Here is a 19,262-nt window from a genome sequence, read left to right as displayed (position 1 = left end):
CGTGAAGACCGTACTCCCTCTCGACGACGCGGCGGCCGACCTCGCGACCGTCGGCGGCAAAGGCGCGTCGCTGGCCAGGCTGACCAGGGCCGGGCTGCCCGTCCCCGCCGGGTTCCACATCACGACCGAGGCCTACCGGGCGTTCGTGTCGGCCTTCCTGGACGAGATCCCGCACGCGGAGGACCCGCGGACGCTGTTCGCCGAGCACGACATGCCCGCCGGGCTTGCCGCGGAGATCCGCCGGGCGTACGAGGCGCTCGGCGACGACGTGCCGGTGGCCGTGCGCTCGTCCGCCACCGCCGAAGACCTGCCGGACATGTCGTTCGCCGGCCAGCAGGACACCTACCTCAACATCAGGGGCGACGCCCTGCTCGACGCTGTCAGGCGCTGCTGGGCCTCGCTGTGGAACCCGCGCGCCGTCGCCTACCGCGACCAGAACGGCGTCCCCCACGACGACGTGGCGCTGGCCGTGGTGGTCCAGGAGCTGGTGGACGCGGACGCGGCCGGCATCATGTTCACCGCGAACCCGGTCAGCGGCGCCCGCGACGAGACCGTCGTCAACGCCTCCTGGGGGCTCGGCGAGGCGGTCGTCGGCGGCCAGGTCACCCCTGACACGGTCGTCGTGTCCGGCGGCGCCGTGACGCAGGAGCAGGTGAGCGACAAGACGGTCATGACCGTCCGCACCCCCGACGGCACCCGCGAGCGGCCCGTCCCGGAGGACCTGCGGCGCGCGGCCGTGCTCGACGCCGCGCAGGCCGTGGAGCTGGCCGCGATCGGCGCGCGCATCCAGAGCCTGTACGGCACGCCGATGGACGTCGAGTGGGCCAGGCGCGACGGGAGGTTCGCCATCGTCCAGGCCCGCCCGATCACCGGCCTCAAGCCGCAGGTCGAGGAGTGGAACGACAGTCTCAAGGGCGAATACCTGTGGACCGGCGGCAACCTGGGCGAGGCCATCCCCGACGTGATGACGCCCATGACGTGGTCGTTCGTGCGGCTGTTCATCCACGAGGCCATGTCCGCCTCGGCCCTGCCGGGCTTCGACATGGTCGGCAACATCGGCGGCCGCTTCTACATGAACCTGAGCGTCGTCCACTCCATCGCCGGCGCTCTGGGCATGCGCGGCAGGCTGAGCACGGTCGACCAGATCTTCGGCAAGCTGCCGCCGGGGCTCGGCGTGCCGATGGTGCCGGTGTCGCGCTGGGAGATCATCAAGCGGGTCCTGCCCATGGCGGTCGGCGTCCGGCGCCGCGTGCGTACCAACCTCAAGGGCATGCGAGCGTTCCTGGACACCTCGCAGCGGCGCTGCGAGGAGCTGCGCGCCACGATCGCCGCCACCGGGTCGGGCCCCGAGCTGGCCGAGCTGTGGGAACGCGAGATCAAGCCTCACATGGTCACCTCCTGCCGCATGCTGGAGGCCGCCGGCCGTCAGGGCGGCGCCACCCTGGTCTGGACCCGCGACCGGCTGCGCAAGATGGTGGGCGAGGTCGACGCCGAGGCCATGCTGACCGGCGTCAACACCGATGGCGAGCTGGCCAGCCTGGGGCCGGTGATGGGCCTGTCCAGGCTGGCGCGCGGGGAGATCACCAGGGACGAGTTCGCCCGCGGGTACGGGCATCGCGGCCCCCACGAGTTCGAGGTGTCGATCCCGCGGCCCGGCGAGGACGACGCCTGGATCGACGCCCAGCTCGCGGGCCTGCGCGACCTGCGGGCCGACACCGAGGCGCTGCTCGCGCGGCAGCGGAAGGCCAGGGAGGAGGCGTGGGCGCGCTTCGCCGGGCGCTATCCGCGCCAGGAGGCCAGGATGCGCGCCAGGGTCCAGCGGTGGAACGCCGTCGTGCGGGACCGCGAGTCCGCGCGCTCGGAGAACATGCGGGCGTTCTGGGTGCTGCGGGCCTTCGCCGTACGGGCCGGGGAGCTGTCGGGCCGGGGCGACGACGTGTTCTTCCTCTACCTCGACGAGCTGCTGGCCCTGCTTCGGGGTGACCCGGCCGCGCTGGAGCGGGTGCCGGTGCGGCGGGCCACCTACGAGCGGTACGCGGCCCTGCCGCTCTACCCCGCGCTGATCGTCGGCCACTTCGACCCCGTGCGCTGGGCCGCCGACCCCGCCCGGCGGGTCGACGTCTACGACGCGCGCGGCACGGTCGTGCCGGTGAGCGACACCGTGCAGGGCTTCCCCGGCGCTCCCGGCATCGTCGAGGGCGTCGCCCGGGTGATCTCGGGGCCCGAGGAGGGCGACCGGCTCAAGCCGGGCGAGATCCTCGTCACGACGCTCACGAACGTGGGCTGGACCCCGATGTTCCCCCGCGCGGCGGCCGTGGTGACCGACATGGGCGCGCCGCTGTCGCACGCCTCGATCGTGGCGCGCGAGCTGGGCATCCCCGCCGTGGTCGGCACCGGCAACGCCACCATGCGGGTGCGCGACGGCGACCGGATCAGGGTGGACGGCGAGCGGGGCACGGTCGAGTTGCTGGCGTGAAAAGTCTCCGCCAAGTCGATCGCTTCAACGGGTGGCATGGGATGACCTTGGTGCCCATGATCGAATGGTGGACTCCGCAGGACGTGTACGAGCTCGAGGCGCGCTGCGCCCGATTCCGCATTGCCAAGCTGGCGCTCGATCGGGGCCCCATGGAAGTGGGCAGGGCGGAAATGGACAGGGAGGATGAGGCCGATCCGGCGGCGTGACTTCGCCGAGCTGCCCCCGTCGCTCGTGGCCGAGGTGGAGCGCAGGCTGGGCGCCGTGCGCGGCTTCGAGGAGCGGCGGGGCGGCTTCTCGGACGGCGTGCTCGGCGTGGCCGCGCTCGCCGGCGGGGAACGCGTGTTCGTCAAGGCCGTCCCGGCGGACGGCGGGGACGCGGCCGGCTACCGGGAGGAGGCCGCCGTCAGCGCGGCGCTGCCTCCCGGGGTGCCCGCGCCGCGCCTGCTGTTCACGGACGAAAGGGACGGCTGGCTGCTGATCTGCTCCGAACTGGCGCCCGGGCGGGTGCCGCACGAGCCGTGGCGCCCCGAGGAGCTGGCGGCGGCGCTGGACCTGCTCACGGTCTGCGCCAGGGAGCTGACCCCGGCGCCGGTGGACGGCCTCCCGACCGTCGCCGCGCGCATGAAGGGCCGCTGCGAGCTGTGGCAGGACCCGGGCACCGCCCGGCTCGGCGCGTGGGAACGCGGCCACCTGGCCAGGCTGGCGGAGGTCGAGCGGGAATGGGAGTCGCTGGTCACCGGCGACACGATGCTCCACTTCGATCCGCGGTTCGACAACATCCTCATCGACGAGCGCGGCACGGCCCGGCTCGTGGACTGGGGGCGGGCCTGCGTGGGACCGGACTGGGTGGACCTCGTCTGCCTGCTGCTGGAGTCCGAGCTCGGGGATCCCGACCCGGAGGAGGTCTTCGCCGGGCACCCGCTCGGGCGGCGGGCGGCACCAGAGGGCGTGGACGCCCTGCTGGTGACGCTCCTGGGCTACTGGACGCGTACCGCGGTGCTTCCCGGACCGGCGCACGCGCCGCACCTGCGGGAGCGGCGCGCACTCCCGCCGCGCCACCCTCGCCTGGCTCGGCGCCCGCTGGGCGTGAAGGGGCCCGCTAGCCGCCGACGTGGATACCGGGCCGGTTGGCGGGCTCGGGCTCGCTCTTGCGCAGGATCTCGCGTACGACCGGCGCCGTGTCGCCGCGGCCGAGGATGAGATAGCGGAACAGGTGCACCAGCGGCGAGCCCTCCGCCCACGCGAAGTAGCAGTGCGGCCGCACACCCCCGGCGTCGCGGAGCGCGAGCAGGACGGCGGCGATGGCGTTGGGCGCGGCCGGGCTCTCCGCGCGCAGGATGCGGTACTTGTCCACCTCCACGCCGCGCACGTGGAGCACGTCGCTGAAGCCGGACGGGTCGATGACGTCGATCTCCAGGAACATGATGTCCGCCCGGCCCGGGACCGGGTTGACCCCGCGCTGCTCGGCCTCCTTCTCGGCGTACTCGGCCGCGTCACCCGCCTGGCGGCGGTTGGCGATGATGTTGAGCGCGCCGTCGTAGTCGAGCGAGTCGGCGATGAACCGCCGCGCCGCCTCGTCGAACTCGATCCGGTCGGCCCGCAGCTCGGTCGTCCGCGAGACGCGCGAGACCAGCGAGATGGCGATGATGCCCAGGATGAACAGCGCGGAGATGGCGATGCCGTCGGGCTTCTCCCGGATGTTCTCCACCAGCGCGTACACCAGCACCAGGGTGAGCACCGAGAAGCCGGCCGTGGCGGCCCGCTGGCGGCGGCGGATGGCCGAGATCGTCACGGCGACCGCGCCGGAGACCATCATGGCCAGGATGCCCGTGGCGTACGCGCCGGCCTGGGCGTCCACGTCGGCGTCGAAGGCGATGGTGAGCACCACGCAGATGCCCGTGTAGACCAGCACCACGGGCCGCACGGCGCGGCCCCAGTCCGGCGCCATGCCGTACGAGGGCAGGTAGCGCGGCACGATGTTGATCAGGCCGGCCATCGCGGAGGCGCCGGCGAACCACAGGATGAGGATCGTGCTGATGTCGTAGACCGTGCCGAACATCTCGCCGAGCCGCTCGTGCGCCAGGTACGCCAGCGCCCTGCCGTTGGCCTCGCCGCCGGGCCGGAACTTCTCGGCCGGGATGAGCACCGTCGTCACGAAGCTGGTCGCGATCAGGTAGACGCTCATGATGAGCGCGGCGCAGGTGAGCAGCTTGCGCGTGTTGGCTACGCGGGACTCCAGCTGCTCCTCGGCGGTCTTGCCGGCGGCGGCCACCAGCGGCATCATGCTGACGCCCGTCTCGAACCCCGAAAGGCCCAGCACGAGCAGCGGGAAGGCCAGGACGGCCGGTCCGATGAGGCCGCCGAAGCCGCCCGTGCCGCTGGTCAGCGCGTCGGTCCAGCGGGAGAGCGCGTCCGGCGAGGTGAAGACGTCGCCCAGGCCGACGGCGACGACGACCGCGTTCAGCACCAGGAAGATCGCGACCAGCGGGATGGCCACGCCGACCGCCTCGCTGAACCCGAGCAGGAACACCCCGCCCAGCACCAGCAGCAGCACCGAGGTCAGCAGGACCTCGTGGCCGTGCAGGAAGCTCGGGAAGAACGGGTTCTCCACGACGTGCACGGACGCGTCGGCCGCGGAAAGCGTGATCGTGATGATCCACGACGTGGCCACGAACCCCAGCAGCACCAGCACGAACAGCTTGCCCCGCCAGAACGGCAGCAGCCGCTCCAGCATCGCCACCGAGCCCTGCCCGTGCGGGCTCTCCCGGGCCACCCGCCGGTACATCGGCAGCATGCCGAGCAGCGTCAGCGCCACGATGAGCAGCGTGGCCAGCGGCGATAAGGCGCCGGCCGCCAGCGCGGCGATGGCGGGCAGGTAGGCCAGCGTGGAGAAGTAGTCGACGCCGGTCAGGCACATGACCTTCCACCAGGCCTGCGGCTCGGCGTGCGCCTCGGTCGTCTCCGGGCCGGTCGGCTGCACGCGAAGCTGCAGCAACCAGCGCGCCAGACCGTTGGACGGGGGCGCTGGAGGGGTCGGGCTGTCGACGACCGCGGGGATCGTACGCCCACCGGTACCGCTCACCGGATCTTCCTCTCATCGAGAACGGAAACCACCCTAGGGGGTCCGGCACGCTACCACGCGGCTGGTCCGGCGAATCTCCCCGCACCCTCCCGATCGCCACCTACCCGGACAACCGGCCCGGCGGGTCTAGGCGCCGTCCTTGTCGGAGTCGGCGGAGAAGACGATGGCCCCGAGGTAGCCGTCGTCCTCCTGAGTGATCTTCATGAGCATGCTGTCGTCATAGATGTTGTCGTTGCCGTTGAACGTGTCGCGCCCCGTGTGCTCCGAGTACGGCGACTTCGCCATGACCGCGCTGTTGAGCTTCTCGTCGAACATCATCTGCGTGGTCAGCACGCGCTGGTTGCTGAAGTGGACCATGGCGTGGATGTGGATCGTGCGCCCCCGGTACCAGCCAGGCCAGATCGTGGTGAACTCCACGATGCCGTCGGCGTTGGTGACCTGCGCGCCGCGGAGGTAGCGCTTGTCGTCGGTGGGCGTCAGGTCCGCCATGTCGCCCCCACCGTTACCGGGACCGCCACTCGGCGGGGCGCCGGTGGGCGCGCCGCTCGGGGGATTGCCTCCGCCGGGCGGGTTGCCGCCGCCACCGCCGGTCGAGGCCGCCTCGGCCCCCGAGTAGAGCCCGGCCGCGTCGCAGTGCCAGATCTCCACGACCGCGTTGCCCAGCGGCTTGCACGTCTCGCTGTCCTGCACCTTGACGGCCACCCGCAGCCGCACGCCCTGCTTGTCCTCGCGGATGTCGCTGCGGATCTTGTCGGCGTCGAAGTAGTAGGGGCCCTGCGTCGTCGTGCTGGTCAGCTTGCAGGTGCCGGCCCCGTCGAACAGCGAGGTGAGGTCCTTGGCCGTGGTGGCGGCCGGCGTCACGCTCGCGCCCGTGGACGTCGTGACGGTCGCCGTGCCCTCGGCGCTCGAACAGGCCGCCAGCAGGCTGCCGAGCCCGAGCGAGCTGATGCCGGCGAACAGCCGCCTCCGGCTGACGCGCTGACCTTCGTGATCGTGTCCCACTATGGTGTCCTTGTCCGGGATGCTGTGGTGTTCCGGACCTCACCGTAGGACGGGACCTCTTGGGACCTCCTTTACCGCGGATGAAGTTCTCATGAGTCGGGAACGGGGTCAGCCGCCGTCCGTATCGGAGTCGGCGGACAGGATGATCGTGCCCAGGTAGCCGTCGCCGTCCTCGATGACCTGCAGCATCATGCCGTCCCGGAAGATGTTGTCGGCGCTGTTGAAGGTGTCGCGCCCGGTGTGCGCCGCGTAGGGCGGCATCGCCAGCACCTTGGCGTTGAGCGCGTCGTCGAACATGATCTGCGTGTTCAGCACGCGCCGGTCGCTGAAGTGGACCATGGTGTGGATGTGGACCGTCCGGCCCGGGTACCAGCCCGGCCAGATGGTCGTGAACTCCACGATGCCGTCGGCGTTGGTGACCTGCGCGCCCCGCAGGTAGCGGTACTCGTCCGAGGGCTTCATGTCGCTCATGAAGGCCACGTCGGTGAAGCCGCCCGGGGGAGGGCCGCTGGCGGCGTCGTCCTTCGACTCCTTCTCCGCCCCCGAGTAGACCCCCGCGGCGTCGCAGTGCCAGATCTCCACGACGGCGTTGCCCATGGCCGAGCACGTCTCGCTGTCCTGCACCCTGATGCCCATCCGCAGCCGCACGCCCGGCTTGTTCTCCCGGATGTCGCTGCGGATCTTGTCGGCGTCGAAGTAGTAGGGGCCCTGCGTCGCCGTCGGGGTCAGCTTGCACACCCGCGAGCCGGCGAGCAGCGAGGCGAGATCCCCGGTCGCCGTCCTCGACGCCGCCCCGGCCCGGGCGCCGGGCGCCGACAGTACGGCGCCGAGCCCGAGCGAGCTGATGCCGGTGATCAGCCGCCGCCGGCTGACCCGCTGACCTTCGTGATCGTGTCCCACTGGAGTTCCTTCTGGCGTTCCTGCACTCAGACGAACTTCTCACGGGAGGGCGGTCTTTCAGCGGAGGCGCGTCCTGCGCTCGATGATAGTCGAGTCGAAAACCTTTTCTGTGTTATGAAACTGTAACCAGGCGGCTCGCGAGCTGATCAGCGACCGTCGGGCCAGATAGGCCCAGTTGGAAGGCCATGCACACAGTTGCAGTGGCCGATTGACAGCCCCCGTCGGGTCGTTCTACTTTCCCGAAAACCTTTTAGGTTCACCGCTTCGATCCCTGTCCGTGATGTTAGCGCTAACAAAAGCAATCGCTAGATTGTAAGGGGCGAACACATGAGACGACGCTGGGCAGCGGCCCTCACCGCGGCACTCGTGCTCATCCTCGGCAACGCGACGCCCGCGTACGCGGGCGCGCCGATCACCACCTCGATCTACACGGCCGACCCGGCCGCGCTGGTCGTGGGCGACACCCTGTACCTCTACACCGGCCACGACGAGGCCCCCGCGGGCGGCACGAACTTCGTCATGCGCGACTGGCACGTCTTCACCTCGACCGACGCCGCCAACTTCACCGACCAGGGCGCCAAGCTCTCGATCTCGAACTTCTCCTGGGCGGGCGCCGACGCCTGGGCGGGCGAGGTCGAGCGCGGCGCCGACGGCAAGTACTACTGGTACGTCCCCGTCAACGGCAACGGCGCCGGCTGGATGGACATCGGCGTGGCCGTCGGCGACAGCCCGCTCGGCCCGTTCCGCGACGCCAAGGGCGGCCCGCTGATCAGCGACAGCACCCCCAACTCCTCGCCGCTCAACATCGACCCCACCGTCTTCACCGACGACGACGGCCAGGTCTACATGTACTGGGGCTCCTACTACGGCCTGCGCGCCGCCAAGCTCAACGCCAACATGACCTCGCTCAACGGCTCGGTCGTCACCCCGAGCGGCGTGTCGAACTTCTGGGAGGCCCCCTGGATGTTCAAGCGCAACGGCGTCTACTACCTCGCCTACGCGGCCAACGACTCGGCCTGCTCCGCGCCGGGTTACGCCTGCATCAGGTACGCCACCGCCGGCAACCCGCTCGGCCCCTGGACGCACCGCGGCGTCGTGCTCGACCAGGTCAGCTCGACCACCAACCACCCGGCGATCATCGAGTACAAGGGCCAGTGGTACATGGTCTACCACAACGCCGCCGCCCCGGGCGGAGGCAACTTCCGCCGCTCGGTGACCATCGACAAGCTCTACTTCAACGCCGACGGCACCATGCAGAAGGTCGTCCAGACCAGCGGCGGCCCCACCACCCCGGGCAACCTGGCGACCAGCGCCACCCCGTACACCTCGTACGTCTCGTCCTGGGAGACGCTCGGGGCGATCAATGACGGCTACACCCCGGCGAACTCGGCCGACCACAGCCACGGCGCCTACGGCAACTGGGACCACCAGGGCACTGAGTGGATCGAGTACCGCTGGCCCAGCGCCCAGAACATCTCCAAGATCCAGACCTACTGGTTCGACGACGACCTGGGCATCGACCTGCCGGCCTCCTGCCAGGTGCAGTACTGGAACGGCAGCGCCTACGTCAACGTGCCCGGCCAGTCGTCCTGCGGCGTGGCGGGCAACACCTTCAACACCACGACGTTCACCTCGGTCAACACAACCCGGTTGCGGCTGAACATCACCTCCAAGTCCGGCTTCTCGACCGGTGTGCTCGAATGGAGGGCCTTCTCATGAGGCGCGCCCTATTAGCCCTGCTGCTGGTGGCGGGACTGGTCGTCGCCGGTGCGCCGGCGCACGCGGACCAGACCATCGGCTATCCGACCTTCAGCGGCCCGGCCGTCCCCGCTCCGCCGGGGTCGTACACGACCGGCAACACGATGCAGGCCATCTACGACGCCGAGAGCTCCGGCACCGACTTCTGGATGGACCGGCTGCTGGCCCGCTCGGGCAACGACCCGGCCGGCACGTGGCTTATGACGCGCGGCCGGGCGCTGTTCATGAAGACCCACACGCCCGGCACGCTCGGCTTCGCCGGGCAGGTGGCGTACTGGGAGAGCATCAACAACAACAACGCCTTCACCGTCGCCGTCACCCCCGGCACGTTCACCGAACAGGTGAACTCGCGCTGGCAGGCGCCCAGCTACTGGAAGAGCCGGCACACCAGCGGCTCGATCACGATCGACCAGACGAAGTTCATCACCGACAACAACGTGGCGGTGGCCAACCTGGCCATCACCAACGGCGGCTCCGCCTCGACGACGCTGCAGCTGCGGGCCACCTCGCCGTACGCCACCTCCGGCAGTGGCAGCGAGCTGACCGGCCAGGTGAACGCCTACAACAACCTCACCACCCTCTATCCGAGGCTGACCGGTGACGGGTTCACCGTCTCCAGCGGCGGGCTGAACAGGTCCGTCACGATCGCCGCCGGGGCGACGACGACCGTCAAGGTCGTCATGGGCTTCGTCACCAACGAGATCCCGGCCTCGCGCACCGACTACGACGCCTACGCCGGCTACACGCCCGCCACCGCGTTCGCCACGCACGTGCGTGCCTACAACAAGTGGTGGGCCGACAACATCCCCTACATCGACGTCCCCGAGCCCGGCATCAAGAAGAACATCTACTACCGCTGGTGGCTGATGCGCTTCAACAACCTGGACGCGGACATCCCCGGACAGACCTTCCAGTTCCCCACCTCCGTCGAGGGCGCGCTGGGCTACAACAACGCGATCGCGCTGACCCAGCCCATGCACATCGACGACCTCAAGTACCTGCGTAACCCGATCTACTCGTACGGCGACTGGCTGAGCGTCGGGCAGATCTCCAAGAACGGCCGCTTCCTGGACAACCCCGGCGACCCGGAGAACTGGTCGAACAGCTACACGCAGTACATCGGCGAGGCGGCCTGGAAGAGCTACCAGATCCACGGCGGCCAGCCCGCCATCGCCGCGAACCTGGCCCGCTACGCCGAGCAGGACGTCAAGGGCCAGCTCTCCTACTACGACCACGACAACAACAAGCTCATCGAGTACGACTGGGGCGCCCTGACCGGCAACGACGCCGACGCCGTGTCCTTCCACTGGAAGCCGGGCAACATGGACCGCGCCGAGTCCGCCTACCAGTACAGCGGGGCGCTGGCCGCCGCGCAGGCGTACGACGCGATCGGCAACACGGCCAAGGCCAACGAGATGCGCACGCTGGCCACGCAGATCCAGAACGCCATCGTCAACGTGCTGTGGAACCCGAACAGGCAGCTCTTCGAGCACCGGCTGAAGTCCACCAACGAATGGGTGCCGTGGAAGGAGATCAACAACTACTACCCGTTCGCCGTCGGCGCGATCCCCAACACCTCCACCTACAAGCAGGCCCTGCGCCTGTTCGACGACCCGGCGCAGTACCCGATCTTCCCCTTCTACACCGCCAACCAGGCCGACAAGGCGGCCTCGGGCACCGGCAGCAACAACTTCTCCACGATCAACTCCACGGTGCAGTTCCGCCTGCTCTCCTCGGTGCTGCGGAACTACCCCAACGAGTGGATCGACCCGACCTGGTACAAGAAGCTGCTCTACTGGAACGCCTGGGCGCAGTACATCAACGGCAACACCCAGTGGCCGGACGCCAACGAGTTCTGGGCCGACTGGAACGGCTCGTCCATCACGTACCGCTCGTGGATCCACCACAACATCCTGGGCAGCAGCAACTGGACCGTGGTCGAGGACGTCGCCGGCCTGCGGCCGCGCAACGACGCCAAGGTGGAGCTCTCGCCGATCAACATCGGCTGGACCCACTTCACCGTCAACAACCTGCGCTACCGCAACGCCGACCTGACCATCGTCTGGGACGACCCGTCCGACGGCGTCGTGCGCTACCCCGGCGTGCCCGAGGGCTACTCGATCTACATCAACGGCAACCGGGCGGCCACGGTGTCGTCGCTGGTGCCGTTCACGTGGGACCCGGCCACCGGTGACGTCACCACCAGCGGGTCCGTCACCTACCACGTGGCGGTGCCCGGGCTGCAGGCGCCCGCGCAGGTCACCCAGAACAGCGCCCGCATGGTCGACATGCTGGCCAAGGCCGGCGTCGACCTGACCGCCAACCTCACCAACCTCGCCGCCGGCGCCACCGCCACGGCCTCCACCACGGCCTCGGGCAGCACCACCGCGGGCGCGGTGGACGGCTTCCCGATCAACGAGCCGTTCTGGGGCGGCACGACCGCCGGGCAGGACTGGTACGAGCTGAACTTCGGCTCCGCCAAGACGGTCAACGAGGTGCGGCTCTACTTCAAGGACAGCCGCCCGGCCAGCGCCACCTACCGGGCGCCGGCGTCGTACGACATCCAGTACTACAACGGCAGCGCCTGGGTGAGCGTGCCCGGCCAGGCCAAGACACCGTCCGCGCCGCGGGCCAACTACAACGTGGTGCAGTTCTCCGCGGTCAGCACGCAGCGCCTGCGGGTGCTGGTCACGGCCGCCTCCGGGGCCAGGACGGGGCTCACCGAGATCAAGGTGTTCAACCGGGGCGGGACGCAGCAGCCGAATCCCACCAACCTGGCGTCGTCGGCCACGCCGTCGGCGTCGAACACCTCGTCGTGGGAGAGCGTGGCCGCGATCAACGACGGGATCGACCCGCCGTCGTCCAACGACACCGTCAACCCGCGCTGGGGCTGCTGGCCGGAGACCGGGCAGCAGTGGGTGGACCTGACCTGGGGCTCGGCCCAGAACCTGAACCGGGCCGAGGTGTACTTCTTCGACGACGACGAGGGGATCGACATGCCCGCGTCGTGGAAGCTGCAGTACTGGAACGGCAGCGCGTACGTGGACGTGCCGGGCGCCTCGGCGTACACGCTGACCAAGAACGCCTACAACAGCGTCACCTTCAACGCCACGAGCACGACCCGCCTGCGGGTCCTGCTCACCGGTAACGGCAGCAGCTCCGTGGGCCTCCTGGAGGTCAAGGCCTACGGTCCGTGACGTCGCGGTGGGGGCGCGCCTCCGCGCGCCCCCACCTGGTCAGCGCTGCCTGGCCGGGCGGATGATCATCTCGTTCACGTCCACCTCCACAGGCTGGCCGATCGCGTACGCGATGGCGTCGGCGATGGCCTCCGGCGGGATCGAAGCCGCCCGGTACGCGCGCATCGCCTCTTGCGCGCCCGGCTCGGTGATCGTGTCGGCCAGCTCCGACTCCACGACGCCCGGGGAGACCGTGGTGACCCGGATGCTCGGGTCCAGCTCCTGGCGCAGCCCCTCGGTGATCGCCCAGGCGGCGTACTTGGTGGCGCAGTAGACCGCGGCCGTCGGCACCACCCCGTGCGCGCCGATCGAGGCGACGGTGACGAAGTGGCCGCCGCCCTGCCGCTGGAAGTGGGGCAGCGCCGCGGCGATGCCGTGCAGCAGGCCGCGCACGTTCACGTCGATCATCCGCTCCCACTCGTCCACCAGGAGCGAGTCCAGCCGGGACAGCGGCATCACCCCCGCGTTGTTGACGATCACGTCCACCCGGCCGTGCTGCTTCGCGGCCGTGTCGACGAACCTCGTGACGTCCGCGCGGTCCGTCACGTCGAGGCGGTGCACCTCCACGCTGCCGCCCTCGTTCCTGATGCTCTCGGCGACGGCGGCCAGCCGGTCCTCGCGGCGGGCGCCGATGACCAGGTGGTGGCCCTCGCGGGCGAGGCGTATCGCGGTGGCCTGGCCGATGCCGCTGCTGGCGCCGGTGACCAGGACGATCTTCGTCATATCAGTCAGTTCCCTTGGTAGTCGGTGCTGAGCGTGACGTGGCGCCACGCCTCGAATCCGGTCCTGAGCGTGTCGAGCCGCGCGGAGGCGATCTCGTACGCGGCCCGGCCGAGCAGCAGGCGCAGCGGCGGCTCGGCCGCCCCGACCGCGGTGATGATCGCCTCGGCCGCGCGCACCGGATCGCCGGGCTGGTGGCCGTAGGTGGCCAGGGTGGAGGCGCGGCGCGTGCCCGCGGTCTCCGCGTAGTCGTCGATGCGGACGGGAGACTGCCGCATGGAGGGGCCGGACCAGTTCGTACGGAACGCCGCGGGCTCGACGATCGTGACCTTGATGCCCAGCGGCGCGACCTCCGCCGCCAGCGACTCCGACAGGCCTTCCACGGCGAACTTCGTCGCATGGTAGTAACCGGTCGCCCCGAACGCGGCCAGCCCGCCGAGCGAGGAGACGTTGACGACGTGGCCGCTGCCGCGGGCGCGCATGCCCGGCAGGACGGCCTTGGTGACGTCGACCAGCCCGAACACGTTCGCGTCGAACAGCGCCCGGACCTCGTCGTCCCGGCCCTCCTCGACGGCGGCCAGGTAACCGTACCCGGCGTTGTTGACCAGGACGTCGATGCGGCCGAAGGCGGACTCCGCCCGCTCGACCGCCGCCGCGATCTGGGCCTTGTCGGTGACGTCGAGCGGCAGGGCCACGGCCCGGTCGCCGTGCTCGGCGACGAGGTCGGCCACCTGCCGGGGGTCGCGGGCGGTGACGGCCGCGCGGCCGCCGCTTTCCAATACGGCGGTGGCCAGCGCGCGGCCCAGGCCGGTGGAACAGCCGGTGATGAACCAGACGGACATGGTGATATATCTCCAGGTAGATAGGCATGGCGAAATGGCGCCCCGGCCGGGGCGCGGTCGGTGAAGGGTTGTTCAGCCGGCGGTCAGGGAGCCCAGCAGGGACAGCGACTCTTCCGACGGGCTGCCCGGGTCGGCCTGATAGACGACGAGCTGCTGCCCGGGAGCGCTGTTCACAGTCAGCGACTCGTAGTGCAGGGTCAGTTCGCCCACCAAGGGGTGGCGGAAGCGCTTGGTCTCGTGGGTCTTCTGGCGGATGTCGTGGCGGGCCCACAGCCTGCGGAAGGCCTCGCTCTTGACCGACAGCTCGCCGACCACCTCGATCAGCAGCGGGTCGTCCTGGTCGGCGCCCGCGCCGGCGCGGAGCCCGGCGACCGTGTTGACCGCCACCCGGTCCCAGTCGGGATAGAACTCCCGCGCGTCCGGGTCGAGGAACACCAGCCGGACCAGGTCCCCGCTGTAGGCGTGGCCGTCGAACAAGGCTCTGCCGAGCGCGTTGGCGGCCAGCACGTTCAGGCAGCGGCCCAGGACCACCGCGGGGGTGTGCGGCCAGCCCTCCATCATGCGCAGCAGGTTCGGGCTGACCCGCTCCCGCCTGGCCGACGCCCGCCTGCGCCGGACCGGTTGGGCCAGCCGGTGCAGGTGCGCGACCGCGTCCTCCTCCAGGGCCAGGGCGTGGGCGAGCGCGTCGACCACCTGTGCGGAGGGGTGGCGCTCGCGGCCCTGCTCCAGCCGTACGTAGTAGTCGGTGCTCACGCCCGCGAGCCGGGCGACCTCCTCGCGGCGCAGCCCCGCCACGCGGCGCCGGGTCGTGACCGGCACGCCGGCCTCCTCCGGTTGGAGCAGCTCGCGGCGGGCCCGCAGGAACTGGCCGAGTGGGTTCTCCCTGTCCATGTCTTCGAGGCTAGGCGAGGCCCGGGGGTGCCAGGGGGGCTGAAGGTGGCCGCGCCACTCCCACCTTCGGCCCCGTCACCTGATCGGGCTCGGGCCGCCTCAGCGCAGGCGGCCGCCTCCGGCCCTGGCCGGGACGAGGGCGCGCAGCGCCTGCGGCGGGTGGACGCGGGTGAACAGCGCCGGGGTCCAGCCGGCGTCCGAGCCGATGGCCGTGCCGTGCGCGGCGTTGTACGCGGCCACCACGTCGGCCGGTGCGCCGTCCACCAGGTTGCCCTTCGCGGTGATCGCGGTGCCGTCGAACACCGACAGGGAGCCGCCGGTGGTGCCGGTGGTGGCCGCCGCCCAGCCGTCGTCGCGGGGGAGCACTTCGCGGCCGGGCTCGCGCGGGACGGGGCGGTGGCGGCGGACCGGGTTCCAGCCGTCGGCGCCCGCCAGGTACCGCTCCGGGGTGAAGGCGGCGGCCTGGTCGGACGTGAGCTGCGGCCGGTCGTCGTTGACGGTGGCGCCAGGCCCGTGGTTGCGGTACTCGGACAGGCGGGCGTCCCGCCAGCTCAAGCCGGACATGTCGGTCCAGGGGGCGTCCTTGATCTGCTGGCCCAGCCACGACTCGCGCACCAGCACCTGGCCCCGGGCCGTGGTGGAGCCGCCGGCCGGCCACGGGCGGCCCAGATGGAAGGTGCGGGCGGGCGCGTCGCTGGTGAGGTGGCTGCGGTAGATCAGGAAGCCGTACGGGTTGCTCAGCTCGGTGCTGGCGGCGGTGACGTAGCCGTTGTTGTCCGCGCTGCCGCGCGTCCTGCCCTTGATCAGGCAGCGGTCGAAGACGGCGGTGGCGCGGCCGAAGACGAAGTCGACGTCGCCCTCGACGCTGCCGGTAGGTGCCCTTGCGGACCAGGATGGTGACCGGACGGGTGTTGCCGGCGGGGACGGCGTCGACCGCGGCCTGCACGGTCGTGTGGTCGCCCGGGCCGTCCGCCGCGACCACGATGGCGGCGGGCGCCGGGGCCGCTGTCACAGGAGGCAGGGCGAGCAGGGGGAGAAGTAACAGGAAGCGCATGAGGCGACCTCGCCGATAGGGCGCGGCAAGCGGTTGCATGAAACGCTGACCCAGCCGCCTCACTCCGTCAATGCCCTGCAGTGAAACTGCACCGCGCTGCAACAAGCGATTGCAAGATTATGGGTGATCTTGACCATGGGAGCGCGCCGATCTACAGTCCGCCTGATATTTATCGGCGCTTCGCTGAAACTTTCATCGGGAGCATCGTGCGCACCCTTCGAGCCCTGGTGGCCGCCGCCCTGTTATGCCTCGTTCCCGCGCTCTCCGCGCACGCGGCGGCGGACCTCGCCTACGACTTCGAGAACGGCACCACCCAGGGATGGGGGCCACGGGGCGATGGCGTCTCCGTCACGGTGACGCCGGACGCCGCCCACGGGGGCACGAGCAGCCTCCTGACCGCCGGCCGGACCGCCACGTGGCACGGCGCGTCCATCTCCGCGCCGTTCGTCCGGGGTGTCGGCTACACCGTGACCGCGTACGCGCGGCAGGTGAGCGGCCGGCCCGCCGCCACGATCGCGCTGACCGTCCAGCGCACCCCGACCGGGGGCAGCACCACGTACGAGCGGGTCGCGGCGGCCACCGTGACCGACGGCGGGTGGACGCGGCTGTCGGGCAACTACCTGTTCACCGCCGAGTCCGCCGACGTGCAGCTCTACGCCGAGAGCTCCGACGCCACCGGCGAGTTCTACCTGGACGACATCGTCGTCACCCCGCTGGGCGACCCCACGCGCGAGCCCGTCAGCAGCGACTTCGAGGACGGCACCGCGCAGGACTGGGCGCCCAGGGCCGCCGCCACCCTCCTGCCGAGCGCGGAGGCCGCCCACGCGGGCAGCCGCTCGCTGGCCGTGAGCGGCCGCTCTGCCTCCTGGGACGGTCCCGCCCTCAACGTGTTCGGCCGGATGGCCAAGGGCGACAAATACGCCCTGTCGGTGTGGGTGCGGCTCGGACCGGAGGCCACGGCGGGCCGGCTCGGCCTGTCGATCGAGCGCAGGACCGGCGGCACCCCCAGCTACGAGCGCGTCGTCTCGCCGAAGGACGTGCCGGCGGGGGAGTGGGTGCAGCTGTCCGGCACGTACACGCTCGCGTACGACGTCGACTTCCTCAGCGTCTATGTCGAGTCCGACACCGGCACGTTCCCCTTCTACCTGGACGACTTCTCCATGAAGTACATCCAGCCCAAGCCGATCCAGACCGACATCCCCGCGCTCAAGGACAAGGTGCCGTTCGTCATGGGCTCGGCGCTCACCAGGCCCGACGCGCTCGGCGTACACGGCGAGCTGCTGGCCAGGCACTTCAGCGGCGTCACCCCCGGCAACGAGCTCAAATGGGACGCCACCGAGCCCCGTGAGGGCGAGTTCACCTTCGCCGACGGCGACTTCCTGGTGGACTTCGCCACCCGGCACGGCATGACGATCCGCGGCCACACGCTCGCCTGGCACAGCCAGACCCCCGACTGGGTTTTCCAGAACGCCGACAAGGAGCTGCTGCTCAAGCGCCTGGAGACGCACGTGCGCACGCTCGTGACCAGGTACAAGGGCAAGATCGCGGCCTGGGACGTGGTCAACGAGGTCGTGGACGAGAACCAGCCCGACGGCCTGCGCCGCTCCAAGTGGTACGAGATCGCCGGCCTCGACTTCATCCGCACCGCCTTCCGCGTCGCCCACGAGGCCGACCCGGACGCCAAGCTCTTCATCAACGACTACAACACCGAGTTCCCGCGCAAGCGCGAGGCCCTCTACACGCTGGTCAAGCGGCTCAAGGCGGAAGGGGTGCCGATCGACGGCGTCGGCCACCAGCTCCACCTGAACATCGAGCACCCGCCCGCCTCCTCCGTCGAGGCCACGATCGAGCGCTTCGCCACGCTGGGGGTGGACCAGCAGATCACCGAGCTGGACGTCAGCGTCTACACGGACTTCGTGTCGTCGTACGACACGATCCCGCCCGAGCTGCTCGTCCAGCAGGGCCACCGCTACAAGGAGCTGTTCGACGTCTTCCGGCGGCAGGCCGCCAAGCTCAGCTCCGTGACCGTCTGGGGCGAGTCCGACGACGTGAGCTGGCTGCGGTCGTGGCCGATCCCGCGGCTGAACGCGCCGCTGCTGTTCGACGACGACCTGCAGGCCAAACCCGCCTACTGGGGCGTCGTGGACCCGTCGCGGCTGGCCCCGCCGGTGCGCCGGCTGGAGGCGCCCGCCGGGACGCCCAAGGTGGACGGCAGGCGGGACCTCGAGTGGGACCTGCTGCCGGACTCGCCGATCGCGCGGGTGGGCGACGTGTCGGCCGGGTTCCAGGCGCGCTCGTCGGGCAAGGGGCTGTACGTGCTCGCCGAGGTCACGGATCCGACGGCGGGCAAGGACGATCGGGTGACGTTCACGGTCGACGGCACCTCGTACGTCGTCAAACGAACCGGCGGCTCGTACGTCGTCCAGGGGACCGGCACCCCGTACGTCGTCGAGCGGACCGGCACCTCGTACGCCGTCGGATGGACCGGCGGCCCCAAGGCGGCGGTGCGGCCGACGCCGACCGGCTACCGCGTCGAGGCCCTGATCGCGACCGGCACCAACACGGACGTGACCGTGAGCGACTCCGCCGGTGCGAGCACCTCCTGGACGGGGAAGGTGACCGCCGCACCTGCGGTCAAGCTCGCCTCCGCCGCCCACCGCACGCCCGTGCTCGACGGCGCCGTGGACCGGGCCTGGACGGCCGCGCCGGAGATCCGCACCGCGACCTGGATCCAGGGCACGTCCGGCGCGACCGCCAAGGTGCGCTCGCTGTGGAGCGGATCCACGCTGTACGTGCTCGCCCAGGTCGCCGATCCGACACTGAGCGAGGAGTCCCCGAACTCGTGGGAGCAGGACTCCGTCGAGATCTTCGTGGACCCGGGCAACGGCAAGACCAAGGGCTACGAGGACGACGACGGCCAGTACCGGATCAGCTTCTCGGGCCGGATCACGGTCGGCGGGACGTTCGACGCGGGCGGGGTGAAGGACCACGTGAAGGCGGTGACCAGGACGGTGCCCGGCGGGTACGTCGTCGAGGCGGCCATCGACCTGCCCACGATCACACTCGCGCCGGGGACGCTGCTGGGCTTCGACGCCCAGGTCAACGACGCCACGGGCACCGCCCGTACCAGCGCCGTGACCTGGAACGACAACACTGGCCGAAGCTACCTGGACACCAGCCACTGGGGCGTCCTCCGGCTCACCCAGGGGTAGGTGGCGCCACCCTCCCGTCGCCTGGTTACCGGGGTGGGCCTGCCGATGCCCACCCCGGACTGTGAAATAACCCCAGAGTTGACCGTTGC

At 70.6% G+C, this 19,262-nt stretch carries 13 protein-coding genes; 6 read left to right on the top strand and 7 right to left on the bottom strand.

The features are described 5' to 3' along the window. Position 1 precedes the first annotated feature (1 nt). Genes AB0J87_RS20270 through AB0J87_RS20260 form a run of 3 tightly spaced genes read left to right on the top strand, consistent with a single transcriptional unit; the run spans position 2 to position 3,676 of the window. Positions 2-2,476 carry a PEP/pyruvate-binding domain-containing protein gene (locus tag AB0J87_RS20270; RefSeq protein WP_363967218.1) on the top strand — a complete coding sequence of 825 codons (2,475 nt, stop codon included), beginning with the start codon at positions 2-4 and terminating at the stop codon, positions 2,474-2,476. A 56-nt stretch (positions 2,477-2,532) separates the two neighbouring features. Beyond that, the gene (locus AB0J87_RS20265) at positions 2,533-2,682 is read left to right on the top strand and encodes a hypothetical protein (RefSeq protein WP_355207907.1); all 150 of its coding nucleotides are present in this window, start codon (positions 2,533-2,535) and stop codon (positions 2,680-2,682) included. Beyond that, complete coding sequence (locus AB0J87_RS20260) at positions 2,660-3,676, top strand: phosphotransferase (RefSeq protein WP_363967216.1); 1,017 nt, start codon at positions 2,660-2,662, stop codon at positions 3,674-3,676. Before AB0J87_RS20265 ends, AB0J87_RS20260 begins: the two co-directional genes overlap by 23 nt. Here AB0J87_RS20260 and AB0J87_RS20255 read toward each other — a convergent pair. From AB0J87_RS20255 to AB0J87_RS20245, 3 genes are all read right to left on the bottom strand, one after another. Further along, positions 3,576-5,558: an amino acid transporter gene (locus AB0J87_RS20255; RefSeq protein WP_363967214.1), complete on the bottom strand. Its 1,983-nt coding sequence runs from the start codon at positions 5,556-5,558 to the stop codon at positions 3,576-3,578. The genes AB0J87_RS20260 and AB0J87_RS20255 overlap by 101 nt on opposite strands. 126 nt (positions 5,559-5,684) lie before the next feature. Continuing rightward, positions 5,685-6,560, bottom strand: coding sequence for an intradiol ring-cleavage dioxygenase (locus tag AB0J87_RS20250; RefSeq protein ID WP_363967212.1), 876 nt, complete (start codon positions 6,558-6,560; stop codon positions 5,685-5,687). A 108-nt stretch (positions 6,561-6,668) separates the two neighbouring features. Beyond that, complete coding sequence (locus AB0J87_RS20245; RefSeq protein ID WP_363967210.1) at positions 6,669-7,460, bottom strand: intradiol ring-cleavage dioxygenase; 792 nt, start codon at positions 7,458-7,460, stop codon at positions 6,669-6,671. Positions 7,461-7,787: 327 nt separating this feature from the next. Between AB0J87_RS20245 and AB0J87_RS20240 the strand changes: the two genes are divergently transcribed. Together AB0J87_RS20240 and AB0J87_RS20235 are read left to right on the top strand one after the other, a co-directional pair. After that, positions 7,788-9,179 carry a glycoside hydrolase family 43 protein gene (locus tag AB0J87_RS20240; protein WP_363967208.1) on the top strand — a complete coding sequence of 464 codons (1,392 nt, stop codon included), beginning with the start codon at positions 7,788-7,790 and terminating at the stop codon, positions 9,177-9,179. Then, positions 9,176-12,415, top strand: coding sequence for a hypothetical protein (locus tag AB0J87_RS20235; RefSeq protein ID WP_363967206.1), 3,240 nt, complete (start codon positions 9,176-9,178; stop codon positions 12,413-12,415). Before AB0J87_RS20240 ends, AB0J87_RS20235 begins: the two co-directional genes overlap by 4 nt. A 39-nt stretch (positions 12,416-12,454) precedes the next feature. Here AB0J87_RS20235 and AB0J87_RS20230 read toward each other — a convergent pair whose 3' ends face one another. The 4 genes from AB0J87_RS20230 to AB0J87_RS20215 all read right to left on the bottom strand — a co-directional run bounded on the left by AB0J87_RS20230 (position 12,455) and on the right by AB0J87_RS20215 (position 15,714). After that, positions 12,455-13,177 (bottom strand): SDR family oxidoreductase, encoded by a 723-nt coding sequence (locus AB0J87_RS20230; protein WP_363967204.1) that lies wholly within the window; start codon positions 13,175-13,177, stop codon positions 12,455-12,457. A 5-nt stretch (positions 13,178-13,182) separates the two neighbouring features. Continuing rightward, positions 13,183-14,016 carry an oxidoreductase gene (locus AB0J87_RS20225; protein WP_363967202.1) on the bottom strand — a complete coding sequence of 278 codons (834 nt, stop codon included), beginning with the start codon at positions 14,014-14,016 and terminating at the stop codon, positions 13,183-13,185. Positions 14,017-14,088: 72 nt separating this feature from the next. Beyond that, entirely contained in the window at positions 14,089-14,907 is an 819-nt protein-coding gene (locus tag AB0J87_RS20220) for a helix-turn-helix transcriptional regulator (RefSeq protein ID WP_363967200.1), read from the bottom strand. A 99-nt stretch (positions 14,908-15,006) separates the two neighbouring features. Further along, positions 15,007-15,714: a hypothetical protein gene (locus AB0J87_RS20215; protein WP_363967857.1), complete on the bottom strand. Its 708-nt coding sequence runs from the start codon at positions 15,712-15,714 to the stop codon at positions 15,007-15,009. Between the two features lie 453 nt (positions 15,715-16,167). Between AB0J87_RS20215 and AB0J87_RS20210 the strand changes: the two genes are divergently transcribed. After that, positions 16,168-19,173, top strand: a complete 3,006-nt coding sequence (locus tag AB0J87_RS20210; RefSeq protein WP_363967198.1) for an endo-1,4-beta-xylanase — start codon at positions 16,168-16,170, stop codon at positions 19,171-19,173. Positions 19,174-19,262 lie beyond the last annotated feature (89 nt).

Source organism: Nonomuraea sp. NPDC049625 (assembly GCF_040675285.1).
GTDB lineage: Bacteria > Actinomycetota > Actinomycetes > Streptosporangiales > Streptosporangiaceae > Nonomuraea > Nonomuraea angiospora_A.
The sequence above is the reverse complement of the archived record's forward strand: the minus strand, read 5'-3'. Positions and strand labels throughout refer to the sequence as shown.

Bases quoted from the DNA above. Each gene is read 5' to 3' on its own strand.
- AB0J87_RS20265 (WP_355207907.1), top strand. From the start codon at position 2,533: ATGATCGAATGGTGGACTCCGCAGGACGTGTACGAGCTCGAGGCGCGC.
- AB0J87_RS20260 (WP_363967216.1), top strand. From the start codon at position 2,660: ATGAGGCCGATCCGGCGGCGTGACTTCGCCGAGCTGCCCCCGTCGCTC.
- AB0J87_RS20240 (WP_363967208.1), top strand. From the start codon at position 7,788: ATGAGACGACGCTGGGCAGCGGCCCTCACCGCGGCACTCGTGCTCATC.
- AB0J87_RS20235 (WP_363967206.1), top strand. From the start codon at position 9,176: ATGAGGCGCGCCCTATTAGCCCTGCTGCTGGTGGCGGGACTGGTCGTC.
- AB0J87_RS20230 (WP_363967204.1), bottom strand. From the start codon at position 13,177: ATGACGAAGATCGTCCTGGTCACCGGCGCCAGCAGCGGCATCGGCCAG.
- AB0J87_RS20225 (WP_363967202.1), bottom strand. From the start codon at position 14,016: ATGTCCGTCTGGTTCATCACCGGCTGTTCCACCGGCCTGGGCCGCGCG.
- AB0J87_RS20220 (WP_363967200.1), bottom strand. From the start codon at position 14,907: ATGGACAGGGAGAACCCACTCGGCCAGTTCCTGCGGGCCCGCCGCGAG.